Source organism: Pseudomonas sp. D1-1, assembly GCF_051132225.1.
Lineage (GTDB): Bacteria > Pseudomonadota > Gammaproteobacteria > Pseudomonadales > Pseudomonadaceae > Aquipseudomonas.
The window spans coordinates 627,231-651,087 of record NZ_CP071676.1 but is presented as its reverse complement, the minus strand read 5'-3'; the positions used below and the strand labels follow the sequence as shown (position 1 = coordinate 651,087).

The following is a 23,857-nucleotide window of genomic DNA, read 5'->3' as shown; positions in this document are numbered from 1 at the left end:
GATGGCGCCAGATCAGACAGCACATCCTTTGGATCAAACCATCCCCACCTGCTTCAACTCGCTCTTGAGATACGCATAGTAGATCGGCCCCGCCACCACACCCGGCAGGCCGAACGCGGCTTCGAACACCAGCATTGCCATGAGCAGTTCCCACGACTTGGCACTGATCTGCCCGCCGACGATGCGGGCGTTGAGGAAGTATTCGAGCTTGTGGATCACGATCAGATAACCCAGCGCCGCCACGGCCACCCAGATCGACAGCGACAATGCGACGATGGTGATCAGGGTGTTCGACATCAGGTTGCCGATCACCGGCAACAGCCCCAGCAGGAACGTCATCACGATCAGGGTCTTGGTCAACGGCAGTTGAATGCCGAACAGCGGCAGCACCACCGCTAGGAAAATCCCGGTGAAGAAGGTGTTGAGCAGGGAAATCTTGATCTGGGCAAAAACGATGTTGCGAAACGCCTTCACCAGCAGGTTCAGGCGGTCGAACAGCGCGGCGGCCAGGGGCTTGCGCTTGGTCAGGTCGGGGATGCGCTGCAAGGCGATGATGGCGCCCAGCACCATGCCGATCAGCAACGTCACGAACATGTGCGCCGCGTCCTTGCCCACCAGCTGCAGGTCGCTCAGGTGCTTGCTCACCCAGTCGCCGATCGCCACCCGGAACTCGGCGGCGCTGGCCGGCAGGTAGGCGTCGATGAACGGCGGCAATTGCCCACGGGCGCGGTCGACCACGCCCATGAATTTATCCAGGGATGCGCCCGGGTTTTCCGCTTCGTGCAGCAGGAAACTGAAGGCCCCGGCGAAAATCAGGCTCAGCACACTGACCACCAGCGTGCCCAACAATGCTACCGCCAGCCAGCGGGCACGCCGGCCTTCGATCAGTCGTTGCAACTGCGGGGTGAGCATGTTGACCAGCTCGAACACCAGCAGCCCGGCCAACAGGCTCGGCAACAGGCGCAGCGGCAACACCAGCAACAACCCACCAAAAATGATCACCCAACTGATCACCAACAACACATGACGCTGAGAAAACGTTGGCATACAGCCCCAGGACAAAAACGGCATGAAAGGATCGGCAGTCTGCCAGCGTTCCGCTGGCAGCACTAGGGATTGTATCGGCCGATCCTGGCCGGGGTTCAGACGTTTTTTGGTTTCTTGCTCCGGCCTCATCGCGAGCAGGCTCGCTCCCACATCGGATTGGCGTTGGCTGGGTCCAATGTGGGAGCGAGCCTGCTCGCGATGGGGCCCTGGAGGGGTTAGAAAAATCCCGGTGCTTACTTTTTCTTCAGGCAATCACTCATGAACGCCTTGCGCGCATCGCCCTTCAAGGCCTGGGTCGTCGCCGTGGCGTTGCAGGTCTTCATGCGTTCCTGCGGTGTACTGGGTTCAGCGGTGGCCGGAGTGGCCTTCAGGCAGTTGCTCATGAAAGCCTTGCGTTCGTCACCCTTGAGGGCCTTGGCGGTGGCGTCGGCGTTGCAGGTGGTCATCTTGGTCTGTTGGGCGGTGGCGGCGAAGCCCTGGGAACACAGCAGCAGGCCGATCATCAACAAAGGGACACGCAGCATCTTCATGGTGTTTCTCCTGGTTGCCGCCCGAGAAGGACGGCGATGAAGTGCAGTGTAGACAAAGCCTGTTACACCTTCATCGCCAGATCTTCATTGCTTGATCTACCGCTTTCGCGAGCAGGCTCGCTCCCACAAGGGGCACGGCGCAGAGCCACTGTGGGAGCGAGCCTGCTCGCGAAGAACGATAACGCGGTCGTGCTGATGTGCTACACCCCGGCATCCTTCAACCGCTGCGCATGCTCGACAAACAGCCGGATCGGCTCCGCTCCCCTGCCCACCAGTCCCAGCGACTGATTGACGATGTCGAAATGGTCCAGCGGATAATCATCACGAATCACCGTGCCCAGGTGCGAGCTGTAGCGCCCGACCATGCCGTCGCACTGCCCGGCTTCGCGCACGAAGGTGCGCGCGAACAGCCGGCAGCTGCGATTGGTGCCGTCGAACAGGTTGCGGCCCCTGTCGGTCTTGCCCGGCTGCAGAGTCCCGGACCACGAGTAATAACGCACCCCATTGACTTCTTCCGGCCCCTGCCCGCCCCAGGTCTGCGGCAGGCCTTGTGGATAACGCTCGTTGAACAACGCCACGCCGGCAGTCGTCAGCGAGGCGTGGGAGGCGCGGATGTCTACCGGCAATTTCGGTCCGTGGTAGCCGGTGTCGAGCAGGCTCATCAACGCGTTGATCAGCCGCAGAAAAGCGCTGAGCAACCGCCCTTTGGCGCTGTCGGCCGGATAATGGTCTTGCAGGTAATCGGCCAGTTCGGACCCGTGGTTGGTGCCGGCCACCGATGTGACCGAGGCGACCAGATCCGGGCGCAGCGCGGCTGCATAGCGGGCAGTGAGGGCGCCCTGACTGTGGCCGATCAGGTTGACCTTTTGCGCGCCGGTTTCCCTGAGAATCTCCTCGATCCGTGCCAGCAATTGCTCGCCGCGAACTTCGGACGAATGCAATGGCGAAACCTTCACCGCGACCACCACGGCTCCACCCCGGCGCAACGCCTCGACGATGCCATACCAATACGGATACAACACCAGGCGAATGAACCCAAGCATGCCCGGGACCAGCACCAGCGGGTAGCGAGTGGCGCAGCGTTGCGACATGGCGACGTCCTTGTGATCAAGAGGTGGTCAGCATCGGTATCGATGATGACCAGTCTATGACACACCCGCCACTTCGGCCCGCGTCGTCAGTCGAAGGCGTCGACGCCAGCCCCGTTGTAGCGATCGAGCCCGTTCAGAATGTTCGCGCCAGCGCCAGCAAGCGCCGCTCGGCCTCGGCGTAGGACCGCGCGAAGCTGTGCTCGGCCGACTCCTCTCCTTCAGCGGCCACCACCGTCACGTCGCTGATGCCGATAAACTCCAGGACCGTGCGCAGCAGCGTATCGGCGTGGTTCATGGATTCCAGCGAGCCTCCGGGGCCGAAGCCGAAATCGCCACGGCTGGTCACGATCAGGGCCTTCTTGCCCAGCACCAACGGCTCATATTGCGAGACGCCGTTATCCAGGCTGTGGTTGAACGTCACGCCAATGCGCACGATCTGGTCGATCCAGGCCTTCACGCCGCTGGGCACGCCGAAATTATGCATGGGTGCGGAAATCACCAGCCGGTCATGGGCCTGCAGCTCCGCCACCAACGCATCGCTCAAGGCCAGGTCGGCCTGCATGGTCAATGGCCTTCCCTGAGGCTCGGGGTGGAACGCCGCGGCGATGAAGGCTTCGTTGACCGGAGGAATAACGGTCCGGCCGACCTCGCGGCGGGTCGGTTGGGTATGTGGATTGGCAGCCTGCCAAGCCGCTATGAAAGCCTCCGTCAGACGCCGGGAATGGGAACGCTCGCCGCGAGGGCTGCCGTGTACCACAAGAATATTGCTCATCTGAAACTCCTGGACTGTGACTACACTGGGAACCACGCATGGCTCTCAGACTGAAGCCAAAGCCTGCATCAGCTCAAATGAGCGTTAGTTGACCGGGATGAGCTGCTCTCATCCATTGGAGTTTCCAGATGTTTGCTGCCCTGCCACTCAACGCGTTGCGTGCCTTCGAATCCGCTGCACGATTGCTCAGTTTCAAGGCCGCGGCGGCTGAGCTGTCGGTAACGCCCACGGCGATTTCCCATCAGATCCGCTCACTGGAAACCTGGCTGGGTGTGCAACTCTTTGAGCGCCTGCCTCGCCAGGTGCGGCTGACCGAAGGTGGCCAACGCTTGTTCCACAGCCTGCACGGTGCCTTGCTGGAAGTGGCGCAAAGCGTCGATACCCTGCGCCCGCAACGCAGTACCGCGCACCTGACGATTTCCACCACCGCCGCGTTCGCGGCGCTTTGGCTGGTGCCGCGCCTGGGTCGGTTCTACGCGCGCCATCCCACCATCAATGTCCGCCTGGACACGCACTGCGAAGTGATCGACCTGCACCAGGACGCCAGCGTGGACATGGTGGTGCGCTATAGCCTGGAGAACTACCCGAACCTGTATGGCATGTGCCTGTTCGATGAGTACTTCGGTGTATACGGGTCACCTGAGCAAATAGCCGCTCTGGCGACCCGACAACCGACGACGTTGATCAGTGTGCGGTGGCACAACACCAAGCTTTATGCCCATGGCTGGGACGCCTGGTGCGCGCGGGCGGGAGAAACCTGGCTGACCCGTCAGCCCTGCATACGCGAATACGACGAGGAGCATTACGCCCTGCAAGCGGCAATTGCCGGGCAAGGCCTGGTCCTGGCGAGCAACGTGCTGGCATCCGAAAGCGTCGCCAGCGGCCTACTGGTCGCTTACCACCCGCACGTCCAGGTCAACGGCGCGGGCTACAGCGCCTTATGCGTTCCGGGCCGGGAACGCCACCCGCCAGTACGAGCGTTCTTCAAATGGCTGGAGGAAGAAGCGCGGCAGTCCGGGCACGCACTGACGAGTTCGATGAAACTGTTCCAGGACCGTGTCAGCCAGAACCAGAGCAATCATGCTGGCAAAACATGAGGCTCCGGAATGCTCGCTGGAGGAAGCTCGACAATCAATGAGTTCGCGGCGGCCGGCAGGCCGCGCCGCACCTTTTGTTCAATACCGTTTCTTTCGTAACGGGCTGAACTGAGTTGCCTTGTGGAAACATTCACACTGACCTGTCCCGCTACATGCTTGCCCGTGAAACGCTGCTTGAAAAAAAGCTCATCAACACATCGCGAGGTCCGAAACCTCATAGATACATCCATGACTGCTTATTACCACCATCCAAGCGGCCGCATGCAACCCTGTCCGATTCGTTAAAAACCAAGACGGCGTTACAATTCGACCAATAACACTAACCAAGTCAGAAACTAATAGAACAGACAGCCCATTAACTTTCTGCTACCCAGCAAACATCCGCCCACTTCGCAAACGCGATCAGTCCTTTACCGTCTTCGGCGCCTTGCCGGCCTTCATCTGTTCGAGCAACGGTGCACATTGGTTGGGCTCACCGCCGCTGGGAGCGACCAACGCGAGCAACCCCGCCGCCGGCGCGGCGATGACACCCAGCGCGACCATTCCGGCCCCACGCAACATCAGCGGCACGGCCTTCACCCCGGCGGCGGGCTTGGCGAAGGTGCCTCGTACGTACAGCGGCGAACGCAGGGAAATCAATCGCCAGCCCTTGGACTCCGGGGTAACAGTCAGGTCCAGTTGTTCAGTGGCCATATTCGCCGTGCCATCGATATAGATGATCGCGTTCTCGGTATCGAATACAAACAGGCGAGTGGTCGCCAGGCCGGTCTTGATGCCGAAATCAGCCGCCGCGCAATTGATCTTCACTTCCTTGTCGCCGAAGATTTTTCCTACCACATAGTTGCCAACGTTCAACCCTGCCAGTTCCATCAACTCCCGACTGATAGCGCCGTCGTTGATGAGCATCTTCAAGTTGCCATTGGCGGTGCCCAGCAACGCTGCTACCGAATTACCTCGGCCGGACAGATCGGCATCGCCATTGAGCTCGCCGAAACTGGTTTTCATCGGTTCGAAACCCGGGAAAAGCTGCTTGAGCTTGAAGCCTCGCGCGGTCAGTTTCGCCTGGCCTTCGAGGGGCCGAGTCTGTCCATTGAGGCGAATCTGCGCATCGAGACGGCCACCGGCCACGCCAAAGCGCAAGGGTTCAAGGCTCAACTGGCCATTGTTCAGCAGCAAATGAGTGTAGAGGTCGGTGAAGGGCAATTGCTCGCTATGGACGATGCGCTTGCCGGTGAACTCCACGTCGGCATCCATTACGCTCCAGCGCTCAGTGCGGAACTCTTCCACCGGCAAGACCTTGTCGGACGGTTGTTTGCTGGCACCGCCGCGCGCCTTCTGTTGCGTGTTGGAGTCGGCGCCGATAAGCGGCGCCAGGTCGCTGAACAACAGCTGATCGGATACCAGCGCGCCAGTGAGTTTCGGTCTCGGCTGGCTGGAAACATAAGCCAGGTCGCCGTGAATATCGCTTTCGCCAATCTTGCCGTTGAACGCCTCGTAGCGGAACTGCGCCCCCTCCGGTTCGTGGAGCTTGGCGATCAGGCGACCATCAGTGGCATAGGGCGGCGAATCCGGCAGCGTCACGCCAGTCAACGGGTAAAGATTGGCCAGGCTTTTACCGGCCAGTTTCAGACGCAGGTCCAGGGCGCCAAGGTTCTTCGGGTCGGTAAGGGTGCCGGCCAGCTCGATGCGGGTGTCGGCAATCTTCGCCTGGGCCTGCAGGGGAAAGGGTTGCGATGCATCCTGCAAGGCCAGCAAGCCACCGACCTTGCCGGAACCGCTCAGGTTCTGTCCTTGATACTGCCCGTCAGCCTTGAAAGCAAAGGCGTAGTCCTGTGGTGCCGCACCTTGTTCCCGGGCTTTGTTCGCAGTCTTTTCACCGACGATATCGCTGAACGGAATGGGTTTGCCCAACGGGTCGATCAACACCTCGAGCCTGGTCTTGAGCGTCTGGTCATCCAGCGTGACATGCCCCTTGTCAAAGCCGATGGCACCGATATCGACCGACCAACTGGACGGTTCGGCGTCCGGGTCCTTCGGATCGAACTGGAAGGTCCAGTTGGCGCGGCCATCAGCCAGGCGCTGCAGGCTGGCGTTGGGTTCGGTCAGGTCGATGCGCGGGATCGCCACCCGCCGGGCCAACAGGGCCAAGGGCGAAATACGTAGCTCGACGCGCTTTAGCGTGACCATTTGCGGGGTTTTCGACCAGTCCGGGTTTCCCAGGCTCAAATCTTCGGCCACGACATGGGGCCACGGCACAAAGGCGCGCCAGCCGCCTTCCTGCGGTTCGCGCTGCCAGATCACCGCCAGGTTGCCATTGATTGCGAATGGACGATGCAACTCCTCGGAAACCTTCGCGTTGAGCGTGGGCTTGAGGCGGTTCCAGTCGAAGAAAGCGATGACCAGCACAAGCGCGGCCAGCAATGCGATGAGGCAGGCAAAGCCCCAGGCGAAAATTTTTGAGGTGCGCGTCATGCACAAGGCTCCTGACAAATTTGGCGTGCGGACCGCGACGCCTGAGGCAAGGCGAACCGCTACTGGCTCACTGCCGATAAACGATTGGACTGCCGAAACGGCCGACAGGTTTACCACCAAGCGCGACGACCGGCACGAAAAAACGCCTCGGAACCTGACCGTTTCGACAGCTACCTGTTACCGCGCCCGCACTTTTGCGGGGCGCGAGTGGGTACAAACTACCCACTCCAGGGCAAAACCGCCCCTCTGAAAGGCCCGTTCTAGAGCCTTCCCGCAGAACAATCAATTCCGTTGATTATTACCATTGTGTTTATGAACTTTTATATCGACTTATCGAGAGTAGCATTGCCCTCGTACCCACTTTTCAGCCCTCTCGAGGAGCAACGATCATGAAACGCCAACTACTGATGAGTCTTTCCCTTTCCCTGCTGGCCTCTACCGCTTTCGCCTTGCCAGCTTCCGAACAGGCCACGCCGCAAGTCAAGGACAGCCATTCTGTCTATAGCCAGACCGTAGCCGAAGGTGGCCGTGACCGCCTGGAAGAGAAAGGCCTGGTCGAAGGTGGTTCCGACCGCACTCCACAGGGCCAGACCCTGGCGGCTGACGGTTCCGACCGCACTCCACAGGGCCAGACCCTGGCGGCTGACGGTTCCGACCGCACTCCACAAGGCCAGACCCTGGCGGCTGACGGTTCCGACCGCACTCCACAAGGCCAGACCCTGGCGGCTGACGGCTCCGACCGCACCCCACTGGGCGAAACCCTGGCTGCTGACGGTTCCGACCGCACCCCACTGGGCGAAACCCTGGCCGCTGAAGGTTCCGATCGCACTCCACAAGGCCAGACCCTTGCCGAAGGCGGTGGTGACCGCGTAATCGAACGCAACAGTGCAGTGAGCTGAGCCCATGGTGGCCCGTAAAAAAGCCCGATTCCCTGAATCGGGCTTTTGACTTTTCAAGCCCCTCGTTTTCCCGACTGATCCGTCCCTACCGTTCGACGCCGCCAAAGACGATTTGCTAAAGTGCATCGCTCCCATGACCTGGAAGTCAGCCCTGCAATGCTTCCCCGCGCCGAACAGAAACAACAGACCCGAAATGCCCTGATGGATGCAGCGCGCCATTTGATGGAGTGCGGCAGGGGATTCGGCAGCCTGAGCCTGCGCGAAGTCGCCAAGACAGCCGGCATCGTACCCACCGGGTTCTATCGACATTTCGACGACATGGACCAGCTTGGCCTGGCGCTCGTCAGCGAAGTCGGGCAGACGTTTCGCGAAACCATCCGGCTGGTGCGCCACAACGAATTTGTCATGGGCGGCATCATCGATGCGTCTGTGCGGATTTTTCTCGACGTGGTGCATGCCAACCGATCGCAGTTTCTGTTCCTGGCCCGCGAGCAGTACGGCGGCTCCCTGCCGGTACGCCAGGCCATCGCGAAGCTGCGCGAAGACATCAGCTCGGACCTCGCCGCCGACCTGGCATTGATGCCCAAGTTGCAACACCTGGACCTTGCGGGACTGAGCGTGATGGCCGACCTCGTCGTCAAGAGTGTCTTCGCCACCCTGCCGGATATCATCGACCCGCCCGCCAAAGCGCTCCCCGAACATCTCACCCCCCAGGCGAAGATTACCCAGCAACTACGGTTCATCTTCATCGGCCTCAAGCATTGGCACGGGTTGGGTAGCACCGAGTAACTGCCTGCCCCCCAACCCTCCATGTGGGAGCGAGCCTGCTCGCGAAAGCGCCGGGTCAGCCAGCATTGATTTTCCTTATGCACCGCTTCGCGAGCAGGCTCGCTCCCACAATGTCTCGCGTGCGATTCAAAGTGGTGCAAGTTTTCCCGAAGCGCACCATAACGGCACGAAGCCCGCCCCATCCAGGGACGCCATCCCCCGCCATTTCCTACATCCCCTTCGATTGGCAAGCCCCTTGCTCTAAACACAGCACCGTTCATTGCTGGAAGCACTCCGATGCTGGTTATCCACCGCAGAATCGACACTCAACCGCGCTGGGACGCCGAGCTGCACCTGATCTTTGACGCCCGCAGCAAAAGCCGTCTGCGCTGTTTCAGTGCCGAGGGTGAAGACGTGGGATTGTTCTTGGAGCGAGGCCAGCCGCCGCTGTACGACGGTGAATGCCTTCAGGCCGAAGATGGGCGCATCGTGCGTGTCTGCGCCCGCCCTGAACAATTGCTCCACGTTACCTGCGCCAATGCGTTCGAACTGACCCGTGCTGCCTACCACTTGGGCAATCGCCACGTTGCCCTGCAGGTGGGCGATGGCTGGTTGCGCCTGCTGGATGATTACGTGCTCAAGGCGATGCTTGAGCAACTGGGCGCCAGCGCCGAATCCATTGAAGCGCCGTTCCAGCCGGAACACGGCGCCTACGGCGGCGGCCATCATCATTCCCGGCACGGCGACGAAGATTTCAATTACGCACCGCGCCTGCACCAGTTCGGCGTGCGTTCATGAACCCGGCCTGGGCACTGCTGCGCCTGGCCAGTCCGCAACTGCCGATTGGCGGCTACAGCTACTCCCAGGGCCTGGAAATGGCTGTGGACAAAGGCTTGGTCAAAACGCCCGACGACGCACGCCGCTGGATCAGCGATCAGATGCTACTGAACCTGGCGCGTTTCGAAGCGCCCTTGCTGCTGGCTCATTGCAGGGCGGCCGCTGCCGACGATTGGCACGCGCTGCTGGAGCTTTGTGAACAACACCGTGCCAGCCGGGAAACCCGCGAGCTGTACCAGGAGAGCCGGCAGATGGGCTACTCGCTGCAACAATTGCTGGCGGGCCTGCCGGAGCTCGACAGCGCCGCCCGCAGCTTCCTTGAACAGCGTAGCGAACCGCACCTGGCGCTGGGCTGGGCCCTGGCGGCCCGTGCCTGGGATATCAAGCCAGAGGATGCCCTCGCCGCCTGGTTGTGGAGCTGGCTGGAAAACCAACTGGCGGTGCTGATGAAAACCCTGCCCTTGGGCCAGCAAGCCGCGCAGAGGTTGACCAGCGAGCTGCTGCCATTGCTGCAACAGGCCCAGCAGATCGCCTCGAACCTCGACCCCGACCATTACGGCAGCGCCGCGTTTGGCCTGTCCCTGGCGTGCATGGCCCATGAGCGCCAGTACAGCCGCCTGTTCCGTTCCTAGGAGAGACACATGAATACACAACCTTTGCGCGTCGGTATTGGCGGCCCGGTAGGCTCCGGCAAGACCGCACTGACCCTGGCTCTCTGCCTGGCCTTGCGCGAGCGCTACAACCTGGCCGTGGTCACCAACGATATCTACACCCGTGAAGACGCTGATTTCCTGGTGCGCAACGAAGCCCTGGCGCCGGAGCGGATCATCGGCGTGGAAACCGGTGGGTGCCCGCACACGGCGATTCGCGAAGACGCCTCGATCAACCTTGAAGCGGTGGACCAGTTGAACCGGCGGTTCCCGGGCCTCGACCTGATCCTGGTCGAGTCCGGTGGCGACAACCTGTCCGCGACCTTCAGCCCCGAGCTGTCGGACCTGACCATCTACGTGATCGACGTATCGGCTGGCGACAAGCTGCCGCGCAAGGGCGGGCCGGGCATCTGCAAATCCGACCTGCTGGTGATCAACAAGATTGACCTGGCGCCACTGGTGGGTGCCTCCCTGGAACTGATGAACAGCGATACCCAGCGGATGCGCAACGGCAAGCCCTTCGTGTTCAGCAACCAGAAGACCGGCCAGGGCCTGGACGACATCATCGCCTTCATCGAGCGCCAGGGCCTGCTGAGCGCGGCGTGACTTTCCCCATTCGAACAAGGAAGCTTATCCATGACATTCAAACGTATCCTCGGAACCCTCGCCTTGCTGCTGACCCCAGCTCTGGCCTTTGCCCACCCCGGTCACGGCGATAACGGCCTGATCGCCGGCCTGGGCCACCCCATCGGCGGGCTCGACCATCTGCTCGCGATGTTGGCGGTCGGCTTGTGGGCGGCCCAACAACAAGGCGCCGCGCGCTGGGCACTGCCATGCACTTTCGTTGGGACGATGCTGCTCGGTGGTTTGCTGGGCTTCGAAGGCCTGGACCTGCCTGCGCTGGAAAGCGGCATCGCCGCCTCGGTGCTGGCCCTGGGCCTGGCGGTGGCGCTGGCGGTGCGTCCGCCGCTAAGCCTGGCAGTCGGTGCGACCGCGCTATTTGCGCTATTCCATGGCGTCGCCCATGGCTTGGAGCTGCCGGACATGTCGAGTCCGTGGGCCTATGCGGTGGGGTTCGTCGCCGCAACGGCGGCGCTGCACGGCGCGGGCTTTGCGCTGGTTCGTGTGTTGCCACGCGCGGCGGCGCCGGTGATCAGGTTGGCCGGGGCTGCTTCGGCGGCGGCTGGGGTCTGGTTGTTGGCCAGCTGACCTTTTCTGTTTTATTCAAAACCTCTTCGCGAGCAGGCTCGCTCCCACATGGATTGGCGTCCACCGTCCATGTGGGAGCGAGCCTGCTCGCGAAAGCGGCCTGACAGGCACCGCATCGCCAAGACCTGCCACTCTGCTACCATGTCGCGCAAACGCCCCCGCCGTGACGACGTCCGCCAATGCCTGAAGCCTCCCGCTCCGCCCTTCTACCCGAATTGACCACGCTGTTCGCCAAGGTGCATCAGCAGCTTCACGATGTAATCGTGCCGATGTGGCAAGGTCCGGGCTGGAATGCCGAGCTGGCGTTGCCCTACGAGTCCCTGGATACCCAGCACAAGCCGCTGCCGCCCCAGCGTTATCGCGCCATGGCCTGTGCGCGGCAGTTGTATGTGTTCGCCAGCCTGATCGGCGAAGTGCCGCAGGCCGAGGAACGGGCCGCCGCGCTATTTCGCTCGCTGCAACGGCACTTCCACGATGCCGAACATGGCGGCTGGTTCTACAGCATCGACCCGCAGGGGATACCGCTGGATACCGGCAAGGATCTGTACACCCACGCCTTCATCCTGTTCGCCTGCGCCCATTACTGGGGCAAGGTTCGCGAACCGCTGGTGGAGTCGGTGCTCAACGCGGCCCTGGAAATCATCGCGCGACGCTTCGCCACTGGCGACGGTCTCTACGAAGCCAGCCTCGGCCGCGACTGGTCGACAGCCGAGACCGGCCCGCTGCAGAACCCGCTGATGCATCTGGCAGAAGCTTTTCTCGCGACCCTGGCGGTTCGCGACGATGCCGCTGTTCGCCAAGCGTTGCTGAGCCTGTGCGAGGGGATGTTCAAGTGCTTCGTTGATCCGCAACGACAAGTCATGATGGAGAAACCGCTCAAGGCTGTGGATAACTGGTTCGAGCCGGGGCATCAGTTCGAGTGGTATTTCCTGCTGGCCTCATCGCCCTTGTTGCGTGACGGCAAACTGCACCTGGCCCTGGAACGCAGCTTCGGCGATACCGAACAACAAGGCGTCGATCCGGATACCGCTGGCGTTTGCGCCATGCTGGCCCTGGAACCGCAGACGGCTCCGCGCGATGCAACCCCACGCATCTGGGCCCAGGCGGAATACCTACGGGCACTCACGTTGCGCCCTGGCAGCGAAGGGACGTTGCTGCGCCAGCTACGGGCGTTGCAGCAATGTTTCCTGCATCCCCTAGGCTGGAACGAATGCCTTGATGCCAACGGCAATGTCAGCCGCCGGGACATGCCGTCCACTACGCCCTACCACCTGCTGACCTGCTATCGCGGGCTGGCCGAATATCTGGCCTGACACACCTTTGTGGTGAGGGAGCAACTCCCACACCACAAAAAGCTCATCTCGAAGACCCCGTCAGGCCTTGTTGCGCTCGATGGCGAAGCCGGCCCAGGTCTGGCTCACCGGCATCAGCTCCAGGCTGTTGATGTTGATGTGCGCCGGGGTGTTGAGCACCCAGAAGATGGTGTCGGCGATGTCCTGCGGCTGGATCGGCTCGGCGCCGGCGTAAGTCGCGTTGTAGCGCTCCTGGTCACCACCGAAGCGCACCAGGGAAAATTCGCTCTCGCACAGCCCCGGCTCGATATTGCTCACCCGCACGCCGGTGCCCTGCAGGTCACAGCGCAGGTTCAGCGAGAACTGTTTGACGAACGCCTTGCTCGCGCCATACACGTGGCTGCCCGGATACGGATAGTTGCCGGCGATGGAGCCCAGGTTGACGATCCCGGCGCCGCGCCCATGGGCAATCAGCCGCGGCAACAGCAGGCGGGTGCTGTAGATCAGGCCCTTCACATTGGTGTCGACCATGGTGTCCCAGTCATCGAGGTCGCACTTGGGCGCCGGGTCGACGCCCAGGGCCAGGCCGGCGTTATTGATCAGGCCGCGCAATTTGGCGAACGAAGGCGGCAGGCTGGCGATGGCCTCTTCCATGGCCTTGCGATCACGCACGTCCAGAACCAGGCCATGGACCTCGGTCTGCTTCGATAACTCGGCACAGAGGGCGCTGAGGCGCTCTTCACGACGACCGGTCAGCACCAGTTTCCAACCGGCCTCGGCAAAACGACGGGCACAGGCTTCACCAAAACCGGACGTAGCGCCGGTGATAAACAGGGTGTCGGACATCGTGTTCTCCTTGCTTGGGCTTCAAACCATTAATGGAAATCGGTCCACAGCATGCCCGCCCTGACACGCCGTGGGCAAGGCTTGAGGACGCGTTTTTGCCTGCACGGCTGCTCATAAAACAACCAATCGAGCCCAGGCCTTGCCAAACAAGGGCTGCAGAGGGTTGCGCGCATCTTATCCACAGGCACGTCCACAATAATCGGGGGCAAGTACAAACACTGGAAGCCGCTGTGTATAAGGCTTTGCGGGACATTTGGAAATTTTTTTCGCTTGACCCACCAAGTGAGGTTGTGCAGCAGAAGTTATCTGCTATAAGCCGAGGCCAGATAGACGATGGCGCCAAGCCAGCAACGACGCTGCTCCGCGCGGTCTTTCCAGAGTTTAGTCACAGACTTATCCACAGGCTTGCTCACCGTTTTCCGAACGCCAATGACGCTCAGAAAACTGTTGACAACTGCCACATCCGAATGACCAAAACCGCCTGATCAAAAAACGCTCACCACGCTGAAAGCCACGCAATCAAAGGGTTCCAGCCAAGTACACCCACGTTACCCACAGCCAGTTCCACAGCAAACGGGGACAAGTCAAAACCGTGACAAAACAACTGTTTGCGGCGACTTTATGTCGCGGTTTCGCAGGGCTTCGAGATTGTTGTCCACAATTCTGAAAACGCTATATATCCCTGTGGGAGCGAGCCTGCTCGCGAAGGCGGCGCATCAAATACATGGACGGCAATCGATCCGCCGCATTCGCGAGCAGGCTCGCTCCCACAGGGGGACGATGGTGGTTTGGAGAGATAAAAAAACCGGCAATCACTCGCCGGTTTTTTTCATTGCAGCTGCCGCCTCAATGCCCGCCAAGATACGCGTTGCGCACCTCTTCGTTGGCGAGTAGTTCCTTGCCGCTGCCGGTCAGGCGGATTTCTCCGTTGACCATCACATAGGCCCGGTCTGACAGCTTGAGCGCGTGGTTGGCGTTCTGCTCCACCAGGAAGATAGTCATGCCGGTGGACGCCAGTTCCCGCAGGGTGGCGAAGATCTGCTTCACCACGATCGGCGCCAGCCCCAGGCTCGGCTCGTCGAGCAGCAACAACTTCGGCCGGCTCATCAAGGCCCGGGCGATGGCGAGCATTTGCTGCTCGCCGCCGGACATGGTCATGGCTCGCTGGTTGCGGCGCTCCTTGAGCCGCGGAAACAGCTCGAACATGCGCTGCATGTCTTCGCTGGCGTATTTGTCACCGATAGGAATGGTGCCCATCAGCAGGTTTTCCTCAACGGTCATGTCGGGGAACACCCGGCGCCCTTCCGGCGATTGAGCGATGCCGTTGGAGGCGATGTAGTGCGACGACTTGTGGGTGATGTCCACGCCCTGGTAGATGATCTGCCCACCCGCAGCGCGGGGCTGGCCGAAGATCGACATCAGCAGCGTGGACTTGCCGGCACCGTTGGAGCCGATCAGGCTCACGGTTTCGCCTTCGCCGATGTGCATCGAGACTTTCTTCAGGGCCTGGATCGGCCCGTAGAACACGTCCAGCTCCTTGAGTTCGAGGATAGGCCCACTCATACCAATTCCTCTTCATCGGCGCCCAGGTAAGCCGCGATCACCTTCGGATCGTTGCGAATCGCCTCGGGACCGCCCTCGGCAATCACGTTGCCGTGATCCAGCACTACGATGTGATCGGAAATACTCATCACCATGCCCATGTCGTGTTCGATCAGCACCACGGTCAGATCGTGCTCGTCGCGCAGCAGCCGGATCATCGCGCTCAGCGCTTCGGTTTCCTGAGGGTTGAGGCCGGCGGCCGGTTCGTCGAGGCAGATGATCTGCGGACGCGTGCACATCGCCCGGGCGATTTCCAGGCGGCGCTGCTGGCCGTAGGAAAGCTCACCAGCCAGGCGGTTGGCACAGTCCACCAGGTCCACAACTTCCAGCCAGTAGAAAGCGTGGTCCAGGGCATCGCTTTCCGCCTGACGATAACCCTTGGTGTTGAGGATGCCCGCCACCAGGCTGCGATTGACCCACATGTGCTGGGCCACCAGCAGGTTCTCCAGCACCGACATTTCCTTGAACAGGCGAATGTTCTGGAACGTTCGCGCCAGGCCGGCGCGGTTTACCAGGTGGGTGCCGCCGAACATCTTGTAGTACAGCCGGCTGGCGAAAGACTTTGGCGAGACAAAGTCCGTCGGGCGGAACGCTTCGCCCAACAACTTGATCACGTTGGTCTGCTCGCCACGCACGTTGAGTTCGATCTTGCCGCCCGAAGCCTTGTAGAAACCGGTCAGGCAGTTGAACACCGTGGTCTTGCCCGCGCCGTTGGGGCCGATCAGGGCGAAGATCGAGTTGCGCTTGACTTGCAGGCTGACGTCGCTGAGGGCCTTGATGCCACCGAACTGCATCATCAGGTTTTCGACTTTGAGTACGACTTCGCTCATGGCGCTACCCCCTTGCGCGGCGTCACACCGGTACGGCTGATGCGGATCAGGCCGCGTGGGCGCCAGATCATCATCAATACCATCAGTACGCCGAATAGCAGCACGCGGTATTCCGAGAAACTGCGCAGCAGCTCCGGCGCCACGGTGAGCACGAATGCCGCGATCACCACGCCAACCGTCGAGCCCATGCCACCCAGCACGACGATCGCCAGGATCAACGCCGACTCGAAGAAGGTGAAAGAGGACGGATTGACGAAACCCTGGTAACTGGCAAAAAACACTCCCGCCAGGCCAGCGGTGGAAGCACCGATGGTGAACGCAGAAAGCTTGACCAGCACATGGTTCAAGCCCATGGAGCGACAGGCGATTTCGTCCTCGCGCAGGGCCTCCCAGGCGCGGCCGACCGGCATGCGGGTCAGGCGATGCTTGACGTAGAGCACCAGCAATACGGTGATGAACAACACGATGTAGATGAACAGGAATTTGATGTTGGGGTTGTAGTCGATGCCGAAGAACTCATGGAACGGCACCCCGCCGTCCTTCGCTCGCCTGCCGAACTCCAGGCCCAGGAAGGTTGGTGCAGGAACCGGCATGCCATTCGGCCCGCCAGTGAACGACAACCAGTTGTTCAGCACCAGCCGGATGATCTCGCCGAAGCCCAGGGTCACGATGGCCAGGTAGTCACCGTGCATTCGCAACACGGGGAATCCTAAAATACACCCGGCCATCGCCGCTGCGATGGCCGCCAGCGGCAGCACAGTCCAGAAACCCAGCCCCAGGTATTGGTAACCCAGCGCCAGGCCGTAGGCGCCGATGGCATAGAACGCCACGTAACCCAGATCGAGCAACCCGGCCAGGCCGACCACAATATTCAGGCCCAGGCCCAGCAGCACGTAGATCAGCCCGAGGATGACTACGGTAAGCACGTACTTGTTGGCGAAGAACGGGAACACGATGGCAATCACGATCAGGGCCGGGATGATCCAGCGCAGCCGCGATTTGTAGTCGGGTGGCAGCACATGCACGCCGGAGCCAGTGCTCTCGAACCCCTGGAGGATCTTCAGCCCCTTCGGGGTTTGCAGGAACAGGCTCAGGGCAAAGCGCCCGACCATCACGATCGCCACCAGCCAGCCGACGCGGGCCGGTTGCAGGTTGAAGCTGTAGCCGTCGAGCACTACGCCGACGATCGGCCCGAATACGATCAGCGAGATCAGGCCGGCCAGGATCGCGTCGATGACGCTCTTTTTGATATCAAGCGGTTTATTGGCAGCAGACATACTTATACCTTCGCCACGAGTGGGCGACCCAACAGGCCTTGGGGACGGAAAATCAGAATCAGCACCAGCAGCGAGAAACTGAACACGTCTTTGTAGTCGGAGTTGATCAGACCGGCGAACAGCGACTCGGAGATCCCGAGGATGATCCCGCCGAGCATTGCCCCAGGCAGGGAGCCGATGCCGCCGAGTACCGCCGCGGTGAACGCCTTGATGCCGATGATGAAGCCGGCATAGAAGTCGAAGGTGCCGTAGTTCATGGTAATCAGCACACCGGCCAGGGCCGCCATGGCCGCACCGATGATGAACACGTAGGAAATCACCCGGTCGGTGTTGATGCCAAGGATGGAGGCCATCTTGCGGTCTTGCTGGGTGGCACGGCACATGCGGCCGAGCTTGGTGTATTTGATGATGTAGGTCAGCAGCGCCATGCCGGCGAATGCGGCAATCAGGATGAATATCTTGGTGTAGGTGAGCTGCACGAAGCCGGTACCGATGTCGACGCGCATGGCGCCTTCGAGCAGTGTCGGCACACCCTGTTGGCGGGCGCCCTGGCTGATCTGCGCGTAGTTCTGCAGGATCAGCGAGATGCCGATGGCGCTGATCAGCGGTGCCAGTCGGGTGGAGTTGCGCAGGGGTTTGTAGGCGACGCGTTCGATGACCCAGCCGTATACCCCGGTGACCACGATCGTGAACACCAGAGTGCCAAGGATCATCAGCGGAAAGGATTCGATACCGAAGTAAGCCAGCAGAGCCAGACTGATTGCCGCGAGGTAAGCGGAAATCATGTAAACCTCGCCGTGGGCGAAGTTGATCATGCCGATGATGCCATAGACCATTGTGTAGCCGATGGCGATCAGACCATAGACCGACCCGAGGGTCAGGCCGTTGATCAGTTGCTGCAGGAAAATACCATCCATAACGCAATCTCACGCAGTGAGAACCTGCACACCCAAGGTGTGCGGTTCTTCTAAGGAAAATACAGATTTACGTCGGAGCAATGTCAGGCGCGACCAGCACGCACCTTCTGGAAACCGGAGCTTGGCCGGCTTCCAGAAGGGCCTGGACGGTCGCTTCAGCCCTTACTTCTGTTTTTCCAACTGGTGGTATTTGCCATCCTTGTCCCACTGGTAGACCACGTAATCGGAGACTTTCAGGTCGCCTTTGGTGTCCCAGGCTTTTTCGCCCATGACGGTTTTCACCGGGTTGGCTTTCAGCCACTTGGCGGCGTCTTCGCCCTTGTTGGACTTGGCACCATTGAAACCGGCGGCCAGCGCCTGGACCGAGGCATAGGCGTACAGAGTGTAGCCCTCAGGCTCGACGCCCTGGGCACGGAAAGCGTCCACCACGGCCTTGCTGTCCGGCAGCAGGCGCGGGTCGGCGCCGAAGGTCATGTACACGCCATCGACGTATTGCGCGCCACCAGCGGTAGTGACCAGTTCATCGGTGACGATGCCATCGTCGGACATGAACTTGACGTCCTTGAGTCCTTGCTCACGCAGCTGGCGAACCAGCGGGCCGGCTTCCGGGTGCAGGCCGCCGAAGTAGACCACGTCGGCACCGGCCGAACGGATCTTGGTCACCACGGCGCTGAAGTCTTTTTCGCCACGGGTCAGGCCTTCGTACAAGACAGGGGTCACGCCACGCTTGGCCAGTTGTGCCTTGGTAGCATCCGCCAGGCCTTGGCCGTAGGTGTCCTTGTCGTGCAGGACGACGACTTTCTTGCCCTTGAGCACGTCGACGATGTAGTCGCCAGCCACGATGCCTTGCTGGTCGTCACGACCACACATGCGGAACATCGCGCTCAGGCCACGTTCGGTAACGGCCGGGTTGGTCGAGCCTGGGGTGATGGCAATGATGCCTGCTTCGTCATAGACCTCGGAGGCCGGGATGGTGTTGGACGAGCAGAAGTGCCCGACCACGCCGATCACTTTGTCCTGGTCAACCAGTCGGTTGGCCACGGCCACGGCCTGCTTCGGTTCGCAGGCGTCGTCACCGGCGACCAGGACGATTTTTTCGCCATTGACGCCACCTGCCTTGTTGATGACATCGGCCGCGGCCTGCGCACCTTTCATGTACTGCTCGCCAAACGCGGCGTTGGCGCCGGTCATCGGCCCCGCCACACCAAATTTCACATCAGCCTGGGCAAACGCAGAAACACCCAGCGCAGCTGCCACTGCGAGGGCCAGAAAGCCTTTCTTGTAAAACGTCTGGGACATGAGGTGGTGCTCCAAGGTTTTTTTTAGTTGGCACTGCGACTTCACTTCACTGAAAAGCTAAGAGCAAGGGCCGTGCCATCGGTTTTTTATTCTTAAAAAAGTCGCTGCTTTATTGTTATTTCGACTGTTTCGGGCCCTTTTTCACAGGGCGTGCAACCGTCTAAACCGGACGAGGTGCAACCGTTTTTACAAGTAGGTGAAACCCTCCATGAGCCATCATTGCAACCGCCATACGAAACGGCGTGCAACCACTGTGTAACAACCTGCGTCACCTAACTGCACACTACCAGTGCGCGGCTGCTACAGCCCGCACCATAACAGGCTAGCCGCTGTGTTGAAAAACGCCGCTGCTCGTAACACTTTTCAACAATCAGATGACGATCCGCAGGCACTGGCCCGCGTGATACAGGGAAAAGCCCGCCTCATACAGGCAACTGCGCAGGCCCACGCCGGCCAAGGGTTGCATGGGCGCGAAAGGGATGGGCAATGCCTTGGCATCGCCGTGGCACAGATAGTCGGCGAATGCCTTGCCGACCACGGTGCCGGTGGTCACGCCTCGACCGTTGTAGCCGGTGACTGCCACCAGGCCTGGCGCCGGCTCGAACAGGCGCATCAGATGATCGGGCGTGAACGCAATGCAACCGGTCCAGGTGCACTCCCACTCCACAGGCTTGAGGTAAGGGAAATAATGCTGCTGGACGCGGTCCGCCCAGGCCTTGAGAAACCAGGTTGGCTTACGGTTGCCATTGCCCAGGCTGCCGAGCAGCAAGCGACCGTCCTTGTCCCGGCGGATGCTGCTCAATACCTGGCGAGTATCCCAGGAACCTTGCCCACCCGGCAGAATTCGGTGGGCGGCCGCGTCGGTCAGTGGGACCGAAGCGACCTGATAGTAATATCCGGGAAAGAAATTGCGCCGCAGTTCGGTCCAGTCGCCTTCGGTATAGGCGTTGGACGCGATCACGACTTGCTCGGCCAGCACCGAGCCCTGGGCAGTCTGCACTGACCAGCGCTGGCCTTGGCGTTCCAGGCGCGTGACCGGCGAATGATCGAACAACTGGCCGCCAAGGTCCTTGGCCGCCTTGGCCAGCCCGCTGGTGTAGGCCATCGGGTTGAGCGTGCCGGCGCGGCGATCGAGCAATGCCGCGGCGATCCTGTCGGTGCCGGTAGCCTCGGCACAGGCTTGGCCGGTCAGCAGTTCCACCGGCGCGCCACGGCGTTTCCATTGTTCTTCGCGGCTGCGCAGGTCCGCCTCGCCCCGGGCGTTGTGGGCCATATGCAGGGTGCCTTCGCGGCGCAGCTGGCAATCGATGTTGTATTTGTCGACGAGGCTGAACACCAAGGCCGGCGCGGCCCCGAGCATGCGGTTGAGCTGGCTGCCCACCGCCTCGCCAAAACCGGCCTCGATATCATCCGGCGGGATCCACAGGCCGGCGTTCACCAGCCCGACGTTACGCCCCGAGCCGCCATGTCCGGCCCGATGGGCTTCCAGCACTGCCACGCGTTTGCCCTGCTCGAGCAAGTGCACCGCCGCTGACAGACCGGTGAAACCGGCGCCGATGACGCAGACATCCACCGTCACCTCGCCTGTGAGCACGGTGTTTTCGGGCCGTTGTGGCGTCAGCTTTTCCCACAGACATTCTTCGCGTAACGGCATTGCCAGACTCCAACAGAAACCTAACAAACACAGAATTCAATGTGGGAGCGAGCCTGCTCGCGAAGCGGTTCATCTGCAACCTTCATATTGGCTGATCCGGCGCTTTCGCAAGCAGGCTCGCTCCCACAGGGGACTATTTCCACAGAGAGCTTTCGCTGACCGGTTCTCAGTCGAAAGTAATCCCCTGGGCCAAAGGCAGTTCCAGCGAATAATTCACAGTATTGGTCTGACGACGCATATAGCCGCGCCATGCATCGGAGCCGGACTCGCGACCGCCGCCGGTTTCCTTTTCGCCACCAAAGGCACCGCCGATCTCCGCGCCGCTCGGGCCGATGTTGACGTTGGCGATGCCGCAATCGCTGCCCACCGCCGACATGAACTGCTCGGCCTCACGCACATCAGTGGTGAAGATGCACGACGACAGGCCTTGGGGCACGGAATTGTTCAAATCCAGTGCTTCAGCAAAATCCTTGTAACCGACCACGTAGAGGATCGGCGCGAACGTTTCGTGACGCACCACGTCGCTTTGCTCCGGCATTTCGACGATGGCCGGCGAAACGTAGTAGGCGTTCGGGAACTGCTCTTCGAGCTGGCGCTTGCCACCAAACACCCGGCCGCCTTCGCTGAGGGCCTGCTCCAGCGCATCCTGCATGTTGTCGAAGCTCTGCTTGTCGATCAGCGGCCCTACCAGGTTGCCTTCCAGCGGATGACCGATGCGCACTTTCGAGTAGGCGGCCTTGAGGCGGGTGACGATCTCCTCCTTCACCGATTCATGGGCGATCAAACGGCGCAGGGTGGTGCAGCGCTGGCCGGCGGTGCCGACGGCGCTGAACAGGATCGCCCGCACTGCCATGTCCAGGTCGGCGCTCGGGGCCAGGATCATGGCGTTGTTGCCACCCAGTTCGAGGATACTGCGGGCAAAACGCGCCGCGACTTTTGGTGCGACTTCGCGCCCCATCCGGGTGCTGCCGGTGGCGCTGATCAACGCCACGCGCGGGTCATCCACCAGGGCTTCGCCGGCATCGCGACCACCGATGATCACTTGGCTCAGGTACGGCGGCGCATCACTGAAATTCTCCAGTACGCGCTCGAACAATGCCTGGCAGGCCAGGGCGGTCAGCGGGGTTTTCTCCGACGGTTTCCAGATCACCGAATTGCCGCACACCAGGGCCAGCGTGGTGTTCCAGGCCCACACCGCCACCGGGAAGTTGAAGGCGCTGATCACCCCGACCACCCCCAGCGGGTGCCAGGTTTCCCGCATGTGATGGCCCGGTCGCTCGGAGGCGATGGTCAGGCCATACAACTGGCGGGATAGACCGACGGCGAAATCACAGATGTCGATCATCTCCTGCACTTCACCCAGGCCTTCCTGAGTGATCTTGCCGGCTTCCCACGACACCAGTTCGCCGAGGTCGGCCTTGTATTCACGCAGCAGGTCGCCAAACTGACGCACCAGCTCGCCGCGACGGGGCGCCGGCACCTTGCGCCACAAATCGAAGGCATGTTCGGCACGGCTGACCTGTTGCTCGACTTCGGCGGCGCCTTCCCAGTTCACCGCGCCGATGCGGCTGCCGTCGATGGGCGAATGCACGGGCTGTTTGCCGTTCTGGTACAGGGCCGGGTTGACGCCCAGACGATCAAGCAATGCAGCAACCATGGGTAATTCCTCATGCGAAAGACAAAGATGTGGCAGCCGGGCAATCACGGCTGATCAGACCTGTAGTTGTAGCTGGCCCGAGACTTGCCAACAAACGACCTTTAAGCGAGATATCATTCCGTTTATTCATGCTGCCACTCAAGCAGACTCTTCAGCATAAAAGCAGAGCGACAAAAATAAGGCTCCATCATGCTCAATAAGCGCTATTTGCCGTCTATCACCGCGCTGCAGTGCTTCGAAGCGGTGACCCGTCACCTGAGCTTCACCCGCGCCGCCGAAGAATTGAACCTGACCCAGAGCGCCGTCAGCAAACAGGTCGCGCAGCTTGAAGAGTTGCTGCAACACCTGCTGTTTCGCCGCGTTCGCCGACGCTTGCAGCTGACGCCCGCCGGGGATCTGTATCTGGGGGAGGTGCGAAAAATCCTTTCCCAGGTAGAGATGTCGACCCATTACCTGCGTTCCTACGGTGGCGACACCGAAGTCCTGCGAGTCTCTACGCCTCCGACCTTCGGCGCCCGCTGGCTGGTCCCGCGGCTCAAGGGCTGGCGCCTGCGCCATCCCAGCATTCATCTGGACCTGTGCAGCGAGCAGGAGGCCGACGACCTGCAGCAGGGACGCAGTGACCTGGCGTTCTATTTTGGCCAGGGATCGCGGCCGGGCACCGAATCCCTGAAGCTGTTCGGCGAAGAACTGGTGCCGGTCTGCGCCCCGGGCAGCTTGCCGGACGAGCCTTTTACCGACCCCACGCAACTGACCGGGCTGGTGCTGCTGCAGAACGCCTCCCGGCCCCAGGCATGGCATGACTGGTTCGACCATCAGGGTTATCACACCGAACACAGCTACCACGGGCCACGCTTCGAGACGTTTTACATGTGCATCCGCGCCGCCCAGGTCGGCTGTGGCGTGGCCCTGTTGCCAAGATTCCTGGTGGAGGAAGAACTGGCTGACGGCAAGCTGGTCATCCCTTGGCAACATCCGATGCCCAGTACCAATGCCTACTACCTGGCGTACCCGGAACATTCGGCGGAAGTGCCCAAGGTGCGGTTGTTCGTGGAATGGATGCTGGAGCAGATCGAAGGTACTGGCACAGCCCCCTAGCAGCTGCGATGTA

At 61.2% G+C, this 23,857-nt stretch carries 22 protein-coding genes; 9 read left to right on the top strand and 13 right to left on the bottom strand.

Annotation, left to right across the window (positions count from 1 at the left end; genetic code table 11):
- Window positions 1-33 precede the first annotated feature (33 nt).
- The 4 genes from J3P86_RS02780 to J3P86_RS02765 all read right to left on the bottom strand — a co-directional run bounded on the left by J3P86_RS02780 (window position 34) and on the right by J3P86_RS02765 (window position 3,440).
- Window positions 34-1,047, bottom strand: a complete 1,014-nt coding sequence (locus tag J3P86_RS02780; RefSeq protein ID WP_305497122.1) for an AI-2E family transporter — start codon at window positions 1,045-1,047, stop codon at window positions 34-36.
- Window positions 1,048-1,280: 233 nt separating this feature from the next.
- Window positions 1,281-1,577, bottom strand: a complete 297-nt coding sequence (locus J3P86_RS02775) for a PsiF family protein (protein ID WP_434699364.1) — start codon at window positions 1,575-1,577, stop codon at window positions 1,281-1,283.
- A gap of 200 nt (window positions 1,578-1,777) precedes the next feature.
- Entirely contained in the window at window positions 1,778-2,668 is an 891-nt protein-coding gene (locus J3P86_RS02770) for an alpha/beta fold hydrolase (RefSeq protein WP_434699363.1), read from the bottom strand.
- 133 nt (window positions 2,669-2,801) lie between these two features.
- Window positions 2,802-3,440, bottom strand: a complete 639-nt coding sequence (locus tag J3P86_RS02765; RefSeq protein ID WP_434699362.1) for an FMN-dependent NADH-azoreductase — start codon at window positions 3,438-3,440, stop codon at window positions 2,802-2,804.
- A gap of 128 nt (window positions 3,441-3,568) precedes the next feature.
- Here J3P86_RS02765 and J3P86_RS02760 point away from each other — a divergent pair, with 128 nt between their 5' ends.
- Window positions 3,569-4,537: a LysR substrate-binding domain-containing protein gene (locus J3P86_RS02760; protein WP_434626346.1), complete on the top strand. Its 969-nt coding sequence runs from the start codon at window positions 3,569-3,571 to the stop codon at window positions 4,535-4,537.
- A gap of 402 nt (window positions 4,538-4,939) precedes the next feature.
- Here the strand turns inward: J3P86_RS02760 and J3P86_RS02755 are convergent, their stop codons facing one another.
- The gene (locus tag J3P86_RS02755; RefSeq protein WP_434626347.1) at window positions 4,940-7,009 is read right to left on the bottom strand and encodes an AsmA family protein; all 2,070 of its coding nucleotides are present in this window, start codon (window positions 7,007-7,009) and stop codon (window positions 4,940-4,942) included.
- A gap of 389 nt (window positions 7,010-7,398) precedes the next feature.
- On the opposite strand from J3P86_RS02755, the gene J3P86_RS02750 reads away from it, so the two are divergent.
- From J3P86_RS02750 to J3P86_RS02720, 7 genes are all read left to right on the top strand, one after another.
- Entirely contained in the window at window positions 7,399-7,908 is a 510-nt protein-coding gene (locus J3P86_RS02750; protein WP_434699361.1) for a hypothetical protein, read from the top strand.
- 156 nt (window positions 7,909-8,064) lie between these two features.
- Window positions 8,065-8,697: a TetR family transcriptional regulator gene (locus J3P86_RS02745; RefSeq protein ID WP_305497134.1), complete on the top strand. Its 633-nt coding sequence runs from the start codon at window positions 8,065-8,067 to the stop codon at window positions 8,695-8,697.
- 276 nt (window positions 8,698-8,973) lie between these two features.
- Window positions 8,974-9,474 carry an urease accessory protein UreE gene (gene ureE, locus J3P86_RS02740; RefSeq protein ID WP_434626349.1) on the top strand — a complete coding sequence of 167 codons (501 nt, stop codon included), beginning with the start codon at window positions 8,974-8,976 and terminating at the stop codon, window positions 9,472-9,474.
- Window positions 9,471-10,145 carry an urease accessory protein UreF gene (locus J3P86_RS02735; protein WP_434626350.1) on the top strand — a complete coding sequence of 225 codons (675 nt, stop codon included), beginning with the start codon at window positions 9,471-9,473 and terminating at the stop codon, window positions 10,143-10,145. The genes ureE and J3P86_RS02735 overlap by 4 nt, the downstream gene beginning before the upstream one ends.
- A gap of 9 nt (window positions 10,146-10,154) precedes the next feature.
- Window positions 10,155-10,769, top strand: a complete 615-nt coding sequence (ureG, locus tag J3P86_RS02730; protein WP_305497140.1) for an urease accessory protein UreG — start codon at window positions 10,155-10,157, stop codon at window positions 10,767-10,769.
- Between the two features lie 30 nt (window positions 10,770-10,799).
- A complete protein-coding gene (locus J3P86_RS02725; RefSeq protein ID WP_434626351.1) occupies window positions 10,800-11,372 on the top strand; it encodes a HupE/UreJ family protein in 573 nt (190 codons plus the stop codon).
- A 179-nt stretch (window positions 11,373-11,551) separates the two neighbouring features.
- Window positions 11,552-12,685 carry an AGE family epimerase/isomerase gene (locus J3P86_RS02720; protein ID WP_434699360.1) on the top strand — a complete coding sequence of 378 codons (1,134 nt, stop codon included), beginning with the start codon at window positions 11,552-11,554 and terminating at the stop codon, window positions 12,683-12,685.
- Window positions 12,686-12,745: 60 nt separating this feature from the next.
- Here J3P86_RS02720 and J3P86_RS02715 read toward each other — a convergent pair whose 3' ends face one another.
- The 8 genes from J3P86_RS02715 to amaB form a co-directional block, all read right to left on the bottom strand.
- The gene (locus J3P86_RS02715) at window positions 12,746-13,510 is read right to left on the bottom strand and encodes an SDR family oxidoreductase (RefSeq protein ID WP_434569981.1); all 765 of its coding nucleotides are present in this window, start codon (window positions 13,508-13,510) and stop codon (window positions 12,746-12,748) included.
- Window positions 13,511-14,356: 846 nt separating this feature from the next.
- On the bottom strand, window positions 14,357-15,073 hold the full coding sequence (locus J3P86_RS02710) for an ABC transporter ATP-binding protein (protein WP_305497148.1): 717 nt from the start codon (window positions 15,071-15,073) through the stop codon (window positions 14,357-14,359).
- Window positions 15,070-15,942, bottom strand: coding sequence for an ABC transporter ATP-binding protein (locus J3P86_RS02705; protein ID WP_434569982.1), 873 nt, complete (start codon window positions 15,940-15,942; stop codon window positions 15,070-15,072). Before J3P86_RS02705 ends, J3P86_RS02710 begins: the two co-directional genes overlap by 4 nt.
- Window positions 15,939-17,219: a high-affinity branched-chain amino acid ABC transporter permease LivM gene (gene livM, locus J3P86_RS02700; protein ID WP_434569983.1), complete on the bottom strand. Its 1,281-nt coding sequence runs from the start codon at window positions 17,217-17,219 to the stop codon at window positions 15,939-15,941. The genes J3P86_RS02705 and livM overlap by 4 nt, the downstream gene beginning before the upstream one ends.
- 2 nt (window positions 17,220-17,221) lie before the next feature.
- Window positions 17,222-18,136 (bottom strand): ABC transporter permease subunit, encoded by a 915-nt coding sequence (locus tag J3P86_RS02695; RefSeq protein WP_039592565.1) that lies wholly within the window; start codon window positions 18,134-18,136, stop codon window positions 17,222-17,224.
- Between the two features lie 162 nt (window positions 18,137-18,298).
- The gene (locus tag J3P86_RS02690) at window positions 18,299-19,435 is read right to left on the bottom strand and encodes a branched-chain amino acid ABC transporter substrate-binding protein (RefSeq protein WP_434626354.1); all 1,137 of its coding nucleotides are present in this window, start codon (window positions 19,433-19,435) and stop codon (window positions 18,299-18,301) included.
- A gap of 370 nt (window positions 19,436-19,805) precedes the next feature.
- A complete protein-coding gene (gene amaA, locus J3P86_RS02685; protein ID WP_434626355.1) occupies window positions 19,806-21,089 on the bottom strand; it encodes an L-pipecolate oxidase in 1,284 nt (427 codons plus the stop codon).
- A gap of 166 nt (window positions 21,090-21,255) precedes the next feature.
- A complete protein-coding gene (amaB, locus tag J3P86_RS02680) occupies window positions 21,256-22,746 on the bottom strand; it encodes an L-piperidine-6-carboxylate dehydrogenase (RefSeq protein WP_434673413.1) in 1,491 nt (496 codons plus the stop codon).
- Window positions 22,747-22,935: 189 nt separating this feature from the next.
- Here amaB and J3P86_RS02675 point away from each other — a divergent pair, with 189 nt between their 5' ends.
- Window positions 22,936-23,844 (top strand): LysR family transcriptional regulator, encoded by a 909-nt coding sequence (locus J3P86_RS02675; protein WP_434699359.1) that lies wholly within the window; start codon window positions 22,936-22,938, stop codon window positions 23,842-23,844.
- The last annotated feature ends 13 nt before the right edge of the window (window positions 23,845-23,857 follow it).

Excerpts from the sequence above, each read along its gene's own strand:
- J3P86_RS02780 (WP_305497122.1), bottom strand. The coding sequence starts at position 1,047 with ATGCCAACGTTTTCTCAGCGTCATGTGTTGTTGGTGATCAGTTGGGTG.
- J3P86_RS02775 (WP_434699364.1), bottom strand. The coding sequence starts at position 1,577 with ATGAAGATGCTGCGTGTCCCTTTGTTGATGATCGGCCTGCTGCTGTGT.
- J3P86_RS02770 (WP_434699363.1), bottom strand. The coding sequence starts at position 2,668 with ATGTCGCAACGCTGCGCCACTCGCTACCCGCTGGTGCTGGTCCCGGGC.
- J3P86_RS02765 (WP_434699362.1), bottom strand. The coding sequence starts at position 3,440 with ATGAGCAATATTCTTGTGGTACACGGCAGCCCTCGCGGCGAGCGTTCC.
- J3P86_RS02760 (WP_434626346.1), top strand. The coding sequence starts at position 3,569 with ATGTTTGCTGCCCTGCCACTCAACGCGTTGCGTGCCTTCGAATCCGCT.
- J3P86_RS02755 (WP_434626347.1), bottom strand. The coding sequence starts at position 7,009 with ATGACGCGCACCTCAAAAATTTTCGCCTGGGGCTTTGCCTGCCTCATC.
- J3P86_RS02750 (WP_434699361.1), top strand. The coding sequence starts at position 7,399 with ATGAAACGCCAACTACTGATGAGTCTTTCCCTTTCCCTGCTGGCCTCT.
- J3P86_RS02745 (WP_305497134.1), top strand. The coding sequence starts at position 8,065 with ATGCTTCCCCGCGCCGAACAGAAACAACAGACCCGAAATGCCCTGATG.
- ureE (WP_434626349.1), top strand. The coding sequence starts at position 8,974 with ATGCTGGTTATCCACCGCAGAATCGACACTCAACCGCGCTGGGACGCC.
- J3P86_RS02735 (WP_434626350.1), top strand. The coding sequence starts at position 9,471 with ATGAACCCGGCCTGGGCACTGCTGCGCCTGGCCAGTCCGCAACTGCCG.
- ureG (WP_305497140.1), top strand. The coding sequence starts at position 10,155 with ATGAATACACAACCTTTGCGCGTCGGTATTGGCGGCCCGGTAGGCTCC.
- J3P86_RS02725 (WP_434626351.1), top strand. The coding sequence starts at position 10,800 with ATGACATTCAAACGTATCCTCGGAACCCTCGCCTTGCTGCTGACCCCA.
- J3P86_RS02720 (WP_434699360.1), top strand. The coding sequence starts at position 11,552 with ATGCCTGAAGCCTCCCGCTCCGCCCTTCTACCCGAATTGACCACGCTG.
- J3P86_RS02715 (WP_434569981.1), bottom strand. The coding sequence starts at position 13,510 with ATGTCCGACACCCTGTTTATCACCGGCGCTACGTCCGGTTTTGGTGAA.
- J3P86_RS02710 (WP_305497148.1), bottom strand. The coding sequence starts at position 15,073 with ATGAGTGGGCCTATCCTCGAACTCAAGGAGCTGGACGTGTTCTACGGG.
- J3P86_RS02705 (WP_434569982.1), bottom strand. The coding sequence starts at position 15,942 with ATGAGCGAAGTCGTACTCAAAGTCGAAAACCTGATGATGCAGTTCGGT.
- livM (WP_434569983.1), bottom strand. The coding sequence starts at position 17,219 with ATGTCTGCTGCCAATAAACCGCTTGATATCAAAAAGAGCGTCATCGAC.
- J3P86_RS02695 (WP_039592565.1), bottom strand. The coding sequence starts at position 18,136 with ATGGATGGTATTTTCCTGCAGCAACTGATCAACGGCCTGACCCTCGGG.
- J3P86_RS02690 (WP_434626354.1), bottom strand. The coding sequence starts at position 19,435 with ATGTCCCAGACGTTTTACAAGAAAGGCTTTCTGGCCCTCGCAGTGGCA.
- amaA (WP_434626355.1), bottom strand. The coding sequence starts at position 21,089 with ATGCCGTTACGCGAAGAATGTCTGTGGGAAAAGCTGACGCCACAACGG.
- amaB (WP_434673413.1), bottom strand. The coding sequence starts at position 22,746 with ATGGTTGCTGCATTGCTTGATCGTCTGGGCGTCAACCCGGCCCTGTAC.
- J3P86_RS02675 (WP_434699359.1), top strand. The coding sequence starts at position 22,936 with ATGCTCAATAAGCGCTATTTGCCGTCTATCACCGCGCTGCAGTGCTTC.